A 13,804-nucleotide genomic window follows, 5' to 3' on the forward strand; every position below is an offset into this window, starting at 1 on the left:
GTCTAGTGATTTTGGCGAAGAGGTCACACCCGTTCCCATACCGAACACGGAAGTTAAGCTCTTCAGCGCCGATGGTAGTTGGGGGACTCCCCCTGCAAGAGTAGGACATCGCTAGGCTGATACCATTCCACAGTAGCTCAGTGGTAGAGCTATCGGCTGTTAACCGATCGGTCGTAGGTTCGAGTCCTACCTGTGGAGCCATTTTTTTTTGCTTCCATAGCTCAGCTGGTAGAGCACTTCCATGGTAAGGAAGAGGTCACCGGTTCAAGTCCGGTTGGAAGCTTACGAAAATTATTTTATGGCCCGTTGGTCAAGCGGTTAAGACACCGCCCTTTCACGGCGGTAACACGGGTTCGAATCCCGTACGGGTCACCAATATTATTTTTTTAAATGATAATACTTTATGGAGGATTAGCTCAGCTGGGAGAGCACCTGCCTTACAAGCAGGGGGTCGGCGGTTCGATCCCGTCATCCTCCACCATTTTATTCATATAAATTCAAAAATATATTCTTTTAACTTTTATGCCGGTGTAGCTCAGTTGGTAGAGCAACTGACTTGTAATCAGTAGGTCGTGGGTTCGACTCCTATCGCCGGCACCATTATAGTGGAGGGGTAGCGAAGTGGCTAAACGCGGCGGACTGTAAATCCGCTCCTTAGGGTTCGGCAGTTCGAATCTGCCCCCCTCCACCATTTTTAAAAACTGTTATATTCTATGCTACTAAGGATAGAATTGGACAGATTTTTTTATGTGAAGGTATGAAATACTAAGTCTAAATTCGTACTGACTTGAGTAAAGATAGACCTTATAAAGAAATGAAATACTTATTCTCAATTAGTATAAAGGAATGTCGACGATATTTCCTTCTGAAATATCCCAAAATATCCTCTTGCGGTGCTAATTCATGTAGCGTATTCGAGGATGAGATTCACGATGATTATTCAATGGGCTATAGCCAAGCGGTAAGGCAACGGACTTTGACTCCGTCATGCGTTGGTTCAAATCCAGCTAGCCCAGCCATTTTTTTTATAATTAACAATTAAGACTTCATTCTTATTGTGAGCCATTAGCTCAGTTGGTAGAGCATCTGACTTTTAATCAGAGGGTCGAAGGTTCGAGTCCTTCATGGCTCATTTTTTAGTTAATACAGTAAGCCGATAGGCGGACGCATTGCGCTTTTCTAAGCGGAAGTAGTTCAGTGGTAGAACACCACCTTGCCAAGGTGGGGGTCGCGAGTTCGAGCCTCGTCTTCCGCTCCAGAATTTCATTTTGGGGCCTTAGCTCAGCTGGGAGAGCGCCTGCCTTGCACGCAGGAGGTCAGCGGTTCGATCCCGCTAGGCTCCACCAATACATATATCCAACATTAAATCATAAGATTTAATGTTTTTTTTATTGTCAAAATTATAGCATTGTCAATAATCTATTTGGAGTTTTGATAATAACTCCTCTTACCTTTCAGCTATACATTTTATATTTTCTGAATTGTATATATATTCATTTTTTTGTTGAGTTGAGTCATGTACACGTTTAAAGATAAAATAGAGGAAAGGGTGAGGGGGAGAGTTATGGAGAAAAATATTTCAATAATTGGAGTTCCAATGGATTTGGGTCAATTACGACGTGGTGTAGATATGGGACCTAGTGCTATTAGGTACGCTGGTATTGTTGAAAGATTAGAAGACCTTAACTATAATATTGAAGACCTGGGTGATATTGTGATTGGACGAGTGGACCGTAAAGGAATTCAAGAAAATAATAGCCTTAGAAATTTAAAAGAAGTTGCCCTAGCAAGTGAAAAATTAGCAAAAGAAGTTGATAACACAATTAGTCGAAAACGATTTCCGCTAGTTTTTGGTGGCGATCACAGTATTGCCATCGGTACATTAGCAGGATTATCAAAACATTATAATAATCTGGGTGTAATTTGGTATGATGCTCACGGGGATCTTAATACCTCTGAGACGTCACCTTCTGGAAATATACACGGTATGCCATTAGCAGTGAGTCTTGGAATTGGTGATTCTAGATTAACTGAACTATACGGAAATAACCCTAAAATTAAACCTGAAAACATTGTTATTATCGGTGCACGTTCATTAGATGATGGTGAGAAAAAGCTAATTAAAGAATTGGGAATTAAAGTATATACAATGCATGAAATTGATCGTCTTGGCATGACTAAGGTAATGGAAGAATCAATTGAGTACTTAAAAGATAGGACAGACGGTGTTCATTTGTCTCTAGACTTAGATGGATTGGATCCACATGATGCACCTGGAGTAGGGACTCCAGTTTTAGGTGGGATAAGTTATAGAGAAAGTCACTTGGCGATGGAGATGTTAGAGGAATCGAAGTTTATCACTTCTGCTGAATTTGTAGAAGTAAATCCAATTTTAGATGATAAAAATAAAACAGCTTCTGTTGCTGTTGCATTAATGGGCTCTTTATTTGGGGAGAAATTGATTTAACCGTAAAAATTAGAGGTGTCTCATAATCATAAACAAAGGCTGGTTTCGTATAAATTATTGCTTGTAAAACCGCAGGCTGAATACACACCGCGTCCGGTGGGTGCCTAGTGAGCCTCCTCGTCGCTTATGCTCCTCCGGGGTCTCAATTTGGCCACTGGTCCCACAGGAGTCTACGTGTATTCATCCTGCTTGTATCGCCAATTCCATACTATATGTCTAAAACATACAAAGTTTGCGAAAAGAACCAAAAGAAATGACGTGTGAATGGGGCACGTCTTTTTTTATTTTCCAAGAATTTAATAATTCATAAGCTTTGTGTCTAAAATTTACCTATCTTTTTTTATATTTTTAACATTAATTACCTATTTTTTGTTAAAATAAATGAGGATTAAGTGAAACCTTTTTAAAATACGTTCGTAAATACATATAGCCGCAGATGAGCGGAGGTAAAAATATGGAAACAATTATTAAAAACAGAATAAAACAAGTCAGAAAAGGTGACCAGAACGCATTTGCAGAAATTGTGGAACTATACAAGGATAAAGTCTATCAAATATCTTATCGGATGGTAGGAAATAGGCACGAGGCGGAGGATATTTCTCAGGAAGCGTTCCTTAGAGCATATATAAATATTCATAGCTATGATATTAATAAAAAGTTTTCAACATGGCTTTATCGAATTGCAACTAACCTCTCAATTGATCGGTTGCGTAAAAAGAAGCCAGATTTCTATTTGGATGCTGAAGTTGCTGGAGCAGAAGGGTTGACCTTATACTCTCAAGTAGCCGCAGACGGAATGCTTCCAGAAGAGAAGGTGGAAAGCTTAGAGTTGCAAGAAACTATACAAGTAGCTATCTTAAAGTTGCCAGCGAAATACCGTTCAGTGATCGTCCTTAAGTATATTGAGGAACTATCATTAAAAGAAATTAGTGAAATATTAGATCTACCAATTGGGACGGTTAAAACTCGGATTCATAGGGGACGCGAAGCACTTAGACATCAGCTACGACATGTATAAATAGGAGTGAGAGGAATGAATTGTCCTATTGACACAATTCAATTAATGCATAAATATCTCGATGAAGAGATAACCTTTGAGGAAGAAAAGCAGTTAAGAGTACATTTGGATGAATGTAAGGAGTGCTCTCAACATTTCCATGAACTAAAAAAGTCAATCGCCCTTGTACAAAGTACATCCCATATTGAAGCACCTAGCGACTTTACATTGAAGGTAATGGCAAATTTACCAAAGGAAAAGAAAACAGTCAGCTTTAATAGGTGGTTTAAAAATCATCCAGTCTTAACAGCAGCTTCTCTATTTATACTGTTAATGACAAGTAGTGTTTTTTCACTTTGGAATAATGACCAGAACTTCTCGGTTACAAAACAACCTAATCTTGTAATTGAAAACGATAAGGTTATTGTTCCTGAAGGTGAAGTAATAGAAGGTAATGTAACGGTTAAGAATGGTACGATTGTAATTGAGGGCGAAATTCAAGGGGATTTGACCATTATTAATGGTGAGAAATATTTAGCATCAGCAGGGGCTGTAACTGGTGAAATAAAAGAAGTAAATGAACTATTTGATTGGCTGTGGTTTCATATGAAGAATACAGTTAAAGACGTTGTCAATGTTTTCGACGATGGAAAGGTAACGGAATAAATTAATGTTGGTTTTTAAGTAATAGGAAGAGTCACTTTATGTGGCTCTTTCTTTCATGATTATGCTCATACGCTCCTTTATTAGATTAGGGTGGTTGTGGTTTGAAATCATGATATAAAAGATTTATGATATAATGAGTGAGTTATACTTAAAATAAGGATGGAATTTAATATAGAGGAAGTGTGATAATGCCATTTGGAGATTTTCCCATTTTGAACTATCTCTCGAATATAATTGATATTCTCCTTGTTTGGTATGTAATATATAAGCTTATTATGGTGATTAGAGGAACAAAAGCAGTTCAGTTAGTCAATGGGATCATTGTCATCGTTCTCATTCGCATGTTAAGTGCTTTTTTAGAATTACATACTTTACAGTGGTTAATGGACCAAGCCCTTACATGGGGATTCTTGGCAATTATAATCATATTTCAGCCTGAATTAAGGAGAGCCTTAGAGCAATTAGGGCGCGGAAAGATCTTTTCAAGGACAGGCTCTGATGAAGATGAACATCAGTCTAAGCTAATTGAAGCTCTCCTTAAATCAACTGATTATATGGCGAAACGGCGAATAGGGGCGTTGATTTCGATTGAACGAGAAACAGGTATGAGTGATTACATAGAAACGGGTATCCAGCTAAATGCTAGTGCCTCATCAGAATTACTTATCAATATATTTATACCTAATACACCACTACATGATGGAGCAGTCATCATACAAAAGAATCAGGTAGCCGCAGCAGCATGCTATTTACCATTATCGGAGAGTCCTTTCATTTCAAAGGAATTAGGGACGCGCCATAGAGCAGCACTTGGAGTAAGCGAAGTAACAGATAGTTTAACCATTGTTGTTTCTGAAGAAACCGGCAGTATTTCTTTAACAAAAAATGGTGAGCTACATCGGGATTTAAAACAAGATCCTTTACGTGAGTTGTTAGAAAAAGAATTAAATGTAAATCATGGTTCGCCTTCCTCAACACGCTGGCAATGGAGGGGTAAGAAAAATGGATAAATTTATGAATAACCATTGGTTTATGAGAATTGTTGCATTAGTTCTAGCCCTGTTGTTGTTTACCTCAGTTAGTTTTGAAATGCAACCTGAATCATTTAGTCCATTAGGGCTGGCAACCTCAAATGATCATGTGGAGCTCATGAGAGATATTCCAGTTGTCGTTAATTATAATGAAGAGTCTCATGTTGTTACAGGCTTACCAGAAACTGTGACAGTCAATATTGAAGGACCTGTTGGAGTAACTAAAACGGCAGCACTCCAAAGAGATATAGAGGTCTATGTTGACTTAACAAATTATGAAATAGGCACACATAAGGTTGAATTAAAATATAAAAATATATCAGATAAAATAAGTGTAAAAATAGAACCTTCTGAAGTGACTGTAGAAATTAAAGAAAAAGTGACAATAGAACTTCCTGTAGAAGTGGAATATTTAAATCCAAGCCAAGTAGCAGAAGGCTATACTGCAGAACAGGCAATTGTGAAGCCAAGTGTCGTTAAAATTACTGGAGCTAGAGATCAAATTGAAGAAATTGCGCTTGTTAAGGCTCTTGTAGATTTGAAAAATGTAAATGAGTCCATCGTCGAAGAATCAAGGGTTGCTGTATATGACAAGAATCAGAACGCTTTGCCAGTTACAGTCGAACCATCCGTGGTTGAAGTAACGATTCCGATAACGAGTCCAAGTAAAAAGGTCCCATTTAAAATCAAGCGTGAAGGAGCGCTGGGTGAAGGTTTGAGCATTGTAGCCTTAGAAGCAACTCCAAGTGAAGTAACTATTTATGGTCCAAAAGAAGTAATAGAATCGATTGAATTCATTGATGACATTATTGTCAATCTGGACGAAATTACAGAGGATACTACACTAGAAATTGCAATCCCACTACCAGATGGAGTAGAGAAGATGTCACCTGAAACAATTCAAATAAACGTGGATGTTGAGCAAGAAGATGAACGGAACCTAACCAATCTACCGATTCAAAGTGTTGGATTAGGAACAGGGTTAGCGATTCAATACCTAGATCCAGAAACATCTACTCTCGATATTTCCATTCTAGGTGCTACAAACATATTGAAAGAAATTAGGCCTGTGGATATAGAGTTATATATTAATGTAACCAATCTAGGGGTTGGTGAACACGAGGTGCCAATTGAAGTGAATGGGCCACAAAATATAACATGGCGTCTACCAAAGGAAAAAATAAAGATTCAAATTACTGAGAGCTGATGTTTAGTTAGTAGGTTTATAAAGGAGCGATTTATAGATGGGTAAATATTTTGGTACAGATGGAGTTAGAGGGATAGCAAACAGTGAGCTAACTCCTGAATTAGCATTTAAGGTAGGCCGTTATGGAGGATATGTTCTAACGAAAGATAAGAATCGTCCAAAGGTTCTTATTGGTCGAGATACAAGGATTTCAGGACATATGCTAGAGGGAGCTTTAGTTGCAGGACTTCTATCAATTGGGGCGGAAGTAATGAGACTGGGTGTTATAACAACACCAGGAGTTGCCTATTTAACAAAGGCATTAGGTGCTGAGGCTGGTGTCATGATTTCAGCTTCCCACAATCCAGTAGCAGATAACGGAATTAAATTTTTTGGTTCAGATGGGTTTAAATTATCTGATGAACAAGAAAAAGAAATTGAAGAATTGCTTGATCAAACAGAAGATCATCTTCCAAGACCAATTGGAGCAGATTTAGGTCAAGTGAATGATTATTTTGAAGGTGGTCAAAAGTATCTTCAATTTCTAAAACAAACAGTTGATGAAGATTTCTCTGGACTTCACGTCGCACTAGATTGTGCTCATGGTTCAACATCATCTTTAGCTACACACTTATTTGCTGATCTAGATGCAGATGTTTCAACGATTGGAAGCTCACCAAACGGTTTAAATATTAATGACGGTGTTGGATCGACACACCCTGAGAACTTAGCAGCGTTTGTAAAAGAAAAGGAAGCAAATGTTGGATTGGCTTTTGACGGTGATGGTGATCGCTTAATTGCAATTGATGAAAATGGAGATATTGTTGATGGTGACCAAATTATGTTCATCTGTGCAAAGTATATGAATGAATATGGTCGACTAAAGCATCAAACAGTTGTATCTACAGTTATGAGCAATCTTGGTTTTTATAAAGCGATTGAAGCTGCAGACATTAAAACTGCTCAAACTGCTGTGGGAGATCGTTATGTTGTTGAAGAAATGCGTAAAAATGGATTTAATCTTGGTGGAGAACAATCTGGACACATTATTTTCCTTGATTATAATACAACCGGAGATGGCTTGTTATCAGGATTACAGCTATTGAATATTATGAAGTTAACAAAAAAACCATTATCTCAACTAGCTGCAGAAATGACAAAATTTCCCCAGAAGTTAGTGAACGTAAGGGTAACTGATAAATATCATGTATTGGATAATGTGAAAATAAAAACCATTATCGAAGAAGTCGAAGCGGAAATGAATGGAAATGGACGCATCTTAGTTAGAGCATCAGGAACAGAGCCGCTCGTTCGGGTTATGGCAGAAGCACCTACTACTGAGCAATGTGAAGAGTATGTAAGCCGTATTGTTGAAGTGGTAACAGAAGAGATGGGATTAAAAGAATAAAACCTAATTAATCAAATTATGCATAAGGTGCACGGTAAAGGTACCTTATGCATATTATACTGTATAGTAAAAATTAACCAAATTATTACTAATTTAGACATATCATAATTGACGATTTGAAAAAACGTGTTAATATAAATGATGTGTCTTTATTAATGTGTAGAAAGAGAGGGTAGCAAATAAGAGAGTTTTAAAAAGCGCCTGAACTAGGTTGGACGATCGAAAGTCATCCTAGTTGACGAGGAGGAGGGTTATCGAATGTTCGGCGGATACCTCCCGGTTGAAACAATCACGACCGTAAATTCTTCTTTAAAAACAAGGAGGCAACTCCCTGTACAAAGAGAGGGATATGATTAATCAAATAAAAAATAATAAGGGGGCAGGAAGTCCCCGACTTTCTTGCCTCTACTTACTAGGAGGACATAATAAATGTGCGGAATTGTTGGTTATATTGGTCAAAATGATACAAAGGAAATCTTATTAAAGGGACTTGAAAAGCTTGAATACCGTGGATACGATTCAGCTGGAATTGCTATCATGAACGAAAACGGTGTGCATGTGTTCAAAGAAAAAGGACGTATTGCAGTACTTCGTGAAACAGTTGACTTTAATGTAGAATCTTCCGTTGGTATTGGTCATACAAGATGGGCAACACACGGTGTGCCAAGTCAGGTAAACGCACATCCGCATCAAAGTGAGTCTGAGCGTTTTACGCTTGTTCATAATGGAGTTATTGAAAATTACTCAAAGCTTAAGAGAGAATATTTAAAAGATATGGAACTAAAGAGCGAAACTGATACTGAGGTTGTCGTTCAAATCATTGAGAAATTTGTGAATGAAGGCAAAGAAGTTGAAGAAGCATTTCGTCATACTTTAGGCTTATTAAAGGGATCATATGCGATTGCTTTACTAGATAAGCAAAACACAGAGAAAATTTATGTAGCTAAAAATAAAAGTCCATTACTTGTAGGGCTTGGAGATAACTTCAACGTTGTTGCAAGTGATGCAATGGCTATGCTACAAGTTACTGATCAATATGTTGAGCTAATGGATAAAGAGATTGTCCTTGTAACTAAGGATTCAGTAACGATTAAGACATTAAGTGGTGATATCGTTGAGCGTGGATCATACACTGCAGAGCTAGATGCTAGTGATATTGAAAAGGGAACATACCCACATTATATGTTAAAAGAAATTGATGAGCAGCCAGTGGTGATTCGTAAAATTATCCAACAGTATCAGGATGATCAAGGCGAATTGACAATAAGTGCTGACATTATTGATGCTGTTAATGAAGCTGACAGAATCTATATTATCGCTGCAGGAACAAGTTATCATGCAGGATTAGTTGGTAAACAGTTCATTGAAAAAATGGCTCATATTCCAGTTGAAGTTCATGTTGCGAGCGAGTTTTCTTATAATATGCCACTTCTTTCTGAAAAACCATTGTTTGTCTTTATCTCACAAAGTGGTGAAACAGCAGATAGCCGTTCAGTATTAGTACAGGTTAAAGAACATGGCTATAAAACATTAACAATTACAAACGTACCTGGTTCAACGCTTTCTCGTGAAGCTGATCATACATTACTTCTATTTGCAGGTCCTGAGATTGCAGTTGCTTCTACAAAAGCCTATACAGCTCAAATGGCAGTGTTATCAATTCTAGCAGCTGTTGCTGGTAAAGCTCGTGGAGTGAATTTAGAATTTGATTTAAGTCAAGAGCTTGGAATCATTGCGAATGGTATGGAAGTACTATGTGATTCGAAAGAAGAAATGGAGGAAATTGCACGTAATTTCCTTGCAACAACGCGTAACTGTTTCTTCATTGGTCGTGCAGTTGATTATTATGTTGGTTTAGAAGGGTCATTGAAGTTAAAAGAAATTTCATATATCCAAGCAGAAGGATTTGCTGGTGGAGAATTAAAGCATGGAACAATTGCCTTAATTGAAGAAGGCACACCAATCATTGCCTTAGCAACACAAGAGCACGTTAACTTAAGCATTCGTGGTAACGTAAAAGAAGTAGTGGCTCGTGGTGCAAACCCTTGTATCATCTCAATGAAGGGCCTTGAAGAAGAAGACGATGCATTTGTTTTACCAGTTGTTAATGAATTACTAACACCGCTTGTATCTGTCATTCCATTACAGTTAATTTCTTATTACGCAGCACTTCACCGTGATTGTGATGTAGATAAGCCACGTAACTTGGCGAAATCTGTTACGGTTGAGTAAATAGACCTGTGATTTAAAATGAAAGAAAAAACAACAACCCCTTTGGTAATTTGCTAAAGGGGTTGTTTCTTTAGAAACTTAGAATATCTTAACTATTGTATTACATAATCTTTCTTCTGTATTGAAAACATCCTTTAAATATAGGGATAAAGTACTAATCTTTTTTATTTTACTTTCATTTATAACAAGATAGTTTGGACAGGCAACGAAATGAAGGAACTAATATATACTTTTGAAGAAGTCAAACAGTCTTATATTTGGACTTTAATCGATCAACTATAGCCTTGCTGAGTATAGATATGATGATTAGACTTAAAAATGATAAGTGTGCATTCCAACTTTTTTCTGAATAAATATTAACCATTTTCATAAGAGGTAGTGTGGCATATGAAATTAAGGCTGCAAAAATACTATTTGCTATGAGGAAGTATTTCCATTGCTCATAACGGCTATATAGGATACAAAAGCCAATGGGAATTATGAAAAGGTTTGCTGGTAACATTGTTGGTATGATTGGTTCTAGTTGTATTCGATAATCGTACCAATCCAATGCTGTAGCAACATCATCTAAATTTTTATTAAAGATATAAATTAAACCTAGATAGGCAATTGCAGAAAGAGCATTTTCCTTCTTAATAAAAATGAACAATAATATAAGAGATAGAACACAAATAGTGACTAGCATCCACCATTGCTAAGTAAACAATGTATGGGTAGTCCAAAGCTCTATTCTCAGGTCTGTTAATTGGTTAGAAACTTTGTCTATCTTTTTTCCAAGTTCGTCCATTTTACACCTCCTAGAATTTATCGTTTCCATTACTCTCACTTTAATGTGAAAGAATGCAAAAAATCAATTTTTATAAAGTTAGATAGTTAAACCTGTTTAATCTCTTATAAACGCTATTAAAAGATAATTTGATCTTCGACGCAATGATTGAAGCGCAAATATTGAATAACATCTATATTTAAAACACCTTTATTTTTATATTTTTAAAAAATAGTATACGAGAGGAGTAAATATGACAACAATCCTTTTAATCATCATATATTTAGCTTTTATTAGTTTGGGGTTACCTGACTCATTGTTGGGGGCTGCTTGGCCTATCATGCAGTTGGATTTTGGAGCGCCATTTGAGACAGCTGGTTTCCTTTTTATGACGATTGCCGGTGGTACAATTATTTCCAGTTTAGTTAGTGGAAAGGTGCTTAGGCGGTTCGGAACAGGCAAGGTGACATGTGTTAGCGTCCTTTTGACTGCTTGTGCTTTGCTAGGATTTCAGTTTGCTCCATCGATTGCATGGTTATTTGTATGTGCGATTCCACTTGGATTAGGAGCGGGGGCTATCGATACAGGATTAAATGATTATGTTGCTAACAATTATAAGGCACATCATATGAGTTGGTTGCATTGCTTTTGGGGTGTAGGAGCAACACTTGGTCCTCTCATTATGGCTCAGTTTATTATGGGAGAAGCATCTTGGAGAAGCGGGTATTTTATTATTTTTGGTCTCCAATTTGTATTGGTGGTCATTCTTCTTTTAACTTTACCGTTATGGAAAAAGGTGAAGGAAAGCAACAAAAATGCTGTAGATGAAGAGAACGATGATTCAATGGGTTTCGTTAATGACTTAGATGCGAAAGATATAAAACCTATTAAACTTAGAGGTGTGAAACTGGCTCTTGTATCCTTTATGTTTTATTGTTCTGTAGAAGCGTCTATTGGACTTTGGGGAAGTAGTTTCTTGGTAAATGTCAAAGGCTTACATGCGGCAACTGCTGCACAGTGGGTTTCCTTTTATTTCGCAGGCATTACTTTAGGTCGCTTTATTACGGGCTTTATTACCTTTAAAATAGCAAACCGTACTCTTATTAGAGTAGGACAAATTACAGCATTATTTGGAGCTATTATTTTGTTCTTACCGCTGCCTGTTATTTTCTCATTACTTGGTTTTATAATTGTGGGGGTGGGATTAGCACCGATTTTTCCCTGCATGATGCATGAAACTCCTACACGTTTCGGGAAAAAACATTCTCAGACAATTATGGGTTATCAAGTGGCAATTGCTTATACAGGCACTACATTTATGCCACCTCTCCTTGGTTTCATTGCGTCACATACAACCATTGGGATCTTGCCAACTTTTATTTTGATTTTCATTTTGGTAATGCTGTTAAGCTCAGAAAAATTAAATAAAATAATTTTAGTAAGAAGTAATAAGCCAAGTTCTTATTTATTGTAATTACATATATCTAGGGATTGCATTCCAAAATGAAAGGGGACATCCGCTGTGTGATGTCCCCTCTGCAAAATTAAGCGGATATTTTCCGGTTAGTTTCAGAATAAAATATGATTCTGTTTATATAAGCGGAGTTTTTCCGTTTAATCAAAGTAAAATTCCCCATTTTTGCTTTTTTTGAGTTAATAGGAGGAATCTTTCCGTCTATTTAACGTAGTTTCATTGCTCTTTCCTAAATAAGAGTAATTTCTCCGTTTAATTAACAAATCCTCTATTCAGATTATTCACTTTGTAAAATACCCTCTTTACTAAATACTTTTACCTGAATGATTCGTTTCTCATCCATCTCCTCCACTTGGAAGACAAAGTTCTGAAATTCTACTGTTGGTTTTTGGTCCAAAGTCGGGATATAACCAAGTTGGCCGATAAAGAATCCGCTTAATGTATCATATTCTTCTCCTTCTACATGTCTAGCTGTTCAATTTAACCTCTTCATCAAGTGGTGCTTCTACTTTCTCCTTAGACAAGAACCAACCTCCAACAGCAATTGATATTAAGATCACATAAAACATGATTTTCCATGTATATGAATGGGCGAAGCCATATGGAATTATCGCAATATCAGGGTGTGATAATGTTAGAACTGTTAGCTTAACCCCAACCATTCCAACAATTAGGAAGGCAGCTATCTCGAGAGAAGGTCTCTTTCTCAATAAATCCACGAAAATATTTGCGGCAAATCGCATAATAATTAATCCTATGAAACCACCAAGGAATATAACGATGAAATGCCCTGCGTTCATTCCGCCAATTTCTCCAATTGGTAGGTGTGGTAATGTTACAGCTAATGCAACAGCAGCTAAAATTGAGTCAATAGCAAACGCGATATCTGCTAGCTCTACCTTGATTACTGTTCCCCAGAAACCTGATTTCTTTTTTTCCTTTTTGCTTTCTTCTGTTTCTTTTTTCTTTATTAACGTTTTTCTTAAGATATGATTTGCCGCAATTAACAATAGGTATAAAGCTCCTATTGCCTGTACTTGCCAAACATCAACAAGAAACGAAATCATGAACAACGAAGCTAATCTAAAGACAAATGCTCCGGCTAAACCATAAAACAATGCCTTTTTTCTTTCTTCTTCAGGAAGGTGTTTTACCATGATAGCTAATACTAAAGCATTATCAGCTGCTAATAAACCTTCTAACAAAATTAAAACAATTAATACCCAACCATACTCAAACAATATTGAAAATTCCAATTAAAACTGCCCCCTAATTATCTAGCTTATATTTATCTTTTAGTGATTGTGGTGCGATTTTCACCATTCTTTCTACTACGAACGTTGCAATGACAACATCATCGATGATTCCGAAAAAGGTGAAGAAGTCAGGAATCAAATCAAAGGGAAAAAATGCATAAGTTAGAATGATAAGTGCTCCAAGTGCCTTATGATGTGTCATTACTTCTTTTGATAGAAAGAAATCTTTTGAAAAAGGGATGATTTTCCAAAATTTAAAAACGAACTTCATCCTTTTTAAGAATTTAAACAAGAGCATCACCTACCTATAGTAAAATACTA

General features: G+C 36.9%; 11 protein-coding genes, 10 tRNA genes, 1 rRNA gene and 1 pseudogene. 19 read left to right on the top strand and 4 right to left on the bottom strand.

Going from position 1 to position 13,804, the window contains the following annotated elements:
- Window position 1: 1 nt before the first annotated feature.
- From rrf to glmS, 18 genes are all read left to right on the top strand, one after another.
- Window positions 2-117: ribosomal RNA gene (gene rrf, locus BLQ56_RS20965) — 5S ribosomal RNA — on the top strand.
- A gap of 9 nt (window positions 118-126) precedes the next feature.
- Window positions 127-201 (top strand) — tRNA-Asn (locus BLQ56_RS20970).
- A 9-nt stretch (window positions 202-210) separates the two neighbouring features.
- A tRNA-Thr gene (locus BLQ56_RS20975) sits at window positions 211-283 on the top strand.
- A 17-nt stretch (window positions 284-300) separates the two neighbouring features.
- Window positions 301-375: transfer RNA gene (locus BLQ56_RS20980), tRNA-Glu, on the top strand.
- 30 nt (window positions 376-405) lie between these two features.
- A tRNA-Val gene (locus BLQ56_RS20985) sits at window positions 406-481 on the top strand.
- 43 nt (window positions 482-524) lie between these two features.
- A tRNA-Thr gene (locus tag BLQ56_RS20990) sits at window positions 525-600 on the top strand.
- Between the two features lie 7 nt (window positions 601-607).
- A tRNA-Tyr gene (locus tag BLQ56_RS20995) sits at window positions 608-691 on the top strand.
- A gap of 253 nt (window positions 692-944) precedes the next feature.
- Window positions 945-1,019: transfer RNA gene (locus BLQ56_RS21000), tRNA-Gln, on the top strand.
- Window positions 1,020-1,059: 40 nt separating this feature from the next.
- A tRNA-Lys gene (locus BLQ56_RS21005) sits at window positions 1,060-1,132 on the top strand.
- A 51-nt stretch (window positions 1,133-1,183) separates the two neighbouring features.
- Window positions 1,184-1,258 (top strand) — tRNA-Gly (locus tag BLQ56_RS21010).
- Between the two features lie 12 nt (window positions 1,259-1,270).
- Window positions 1,271-1,346: transfer RNA gene (locus BLQ56_RS21015), tRNA-Ala, on the top strand.
- A 218-nt stretch (window positions 1,347-1,564) separates the two neighbouring features.
- Window positions 1,565-2,467 carry an arginase gene (gene rocF, locus BLQ56_RS21020; protein WP_090859269.1) on the top strand — a complete coding sequence of 301 codons (903 nt, stop codon included), beginning with the start codon at window positions 1,565-1,567 and terminating at the stop codon, window positions 2,465-2,467.
- 454 nt (window positions 2,468-2,921) lie between these two features.
- Window positions 2,922-3,485, top strand: coding sequence for an RNA polymerase sigma factor SigW (gene sigW / locus BLQ56_RS21025; RefSeq protein WP_090859271.1), 564 nt, complete (start codon window positions 2,922-2,924; stop codon window positions 3,483-3,485).
- A 15-nt stretch (window positions 3,486-3,500) separates the two neighbouring features.
- A complete protein-coding gene (locus tag BLQ56_RS21030; protein ID WP_090859273.1) occupies window positions 3,501-4,130 on the top strand; it encodes an anti-sigma factor family protein in 630 nt (209 codons plus the stop codon).
- A 188-nt stretch (window positions 4,131-4,318) separates the two neighbouring features.
- Entirely contained in the window at window positions 4,319-5,140 is an 822-nt protein-coding gene (cdaA, locus tag BLQ56_RS21035) for a diadenylate cyclase CdaA (RefSeq protein WP_090859275.1), read from the top strand.
- A complete protein-coding gene (locus BLQ56_RS21040) occupies window positions 5,133-6,368 on the top strand; it encodes a CdaR family protein (RefSeq protein WP_090859277.1) in 1,236 nt (411 codons plus the stop codon). The genes cdaA and BLQ56_RS21040 overlap by 8 nt, the downstream gene beginning before the upstream one ends.
- 37 nt (window positions 6,369-6,405) lie before the next feature.
- Entirely contained in the window at window positions 6,406-7,755 is a 1,350-nt protein-coding gene (gene glmM / locus BLQ56_RS21045; RefSeq protein ID WP_090859279.1) for a phosphoglucosamine mutase, read from the top strand.
- Window positions 7,756-8,184: 429 nt separating this feature from the next.
- Complete coding sequence (gene glmS, locus BLQ56_RS21050; protein ID WP_090859281.1) at window positions 8,185-9,987, top strand: glutamine--fructose-6-phosphate transaminase (isomerizing); 1,803 nt, start codon at window positions 8,185-8,187, stop codon at window positions 9,985-9,987.
- 241 nt (window positions 9,988-10,228) lie between these two features.
- On the opposite strand, the gene BLQ56_RS21055 is transcribed toward glmS, so the two are convergent.
- Complete coding sequence (locus tag BLQ56_RS21055; RefSeq protein ID WP_238457336.1) at window positions 10,229-10,672, bottom strand: hypothetical protein; 444 nt, start codon at window positions 10,670-10,672, stop codon at window positions 10,229-10,231.
- A 334-nt stretch (window positions 10,673-11,006) separates the two neighbouring features.
- Here BLQ56_RS21055 and BLQ56_RS21060 point away from each other — a divergent pair, with 334 nt between their 5' ends.
- A complete protein-coding gene (locus tag BLQ56_RS21060; protein ID WP_090859283.1) occupies window positions 11,007-12,227 on the top strand; it encodes an MFS transporter in 1,221 nt (406 codons plus the stop codon).
- A 277-nt stretch (window positions 12,228-12,504) separates the two neighbouring features.
- On the opposite strand, the pseudogene BLQ56_RS21065 reads toward BLQ56_RS21060, so the two are convergent.
- The 3 genes and pseudogenes from BLQ56_RS21065 to BLQ56_RS21075 all read right to left on the bottom strand — a co-directional run.
- Window positions 12,505-12,675, bottom strand: a pseudogene (locus tag BLQ56_RS21065) (transporter associated domain-containing protein); the annotation flags it as partial.
- A 19-nt stretch (window positions 12,676-12,694) separates the two neighbouring features.
- A complete protein-coding gene (locus BLQ56_RS21070) occupies window positions 12,695-13,483 on the bottom strand; it encodes a TerC family protein (RefSeq protein ID WP_090859287.1) in 789 nt (262 codons plus the stop codon).
- A gap of 13 nt (window positions 13,484-13,496) precedes the next feature.
- A complete protein-coding gene (locus BLQ56_RS21075; protein ID WP_090859289.1) occupies window positions 13,497-13,781 on the bottom strand; it encodes a YkvA family protein in 285 nt (94 codons plus the stop codon).
- Window positions 13,782-13,804: the final 23 nt, after the last annotated feature.

Origin of the sequence: Litchfieldia salsa, from assembly GCF_900104555.1 — a bacterium.
GTDB classification, from domain to species: Bacteria; Bacillota; Bacilli; order Bacillales; family Bacillaceae_L; genus Litchfieldia; species Litchfieldia salsa.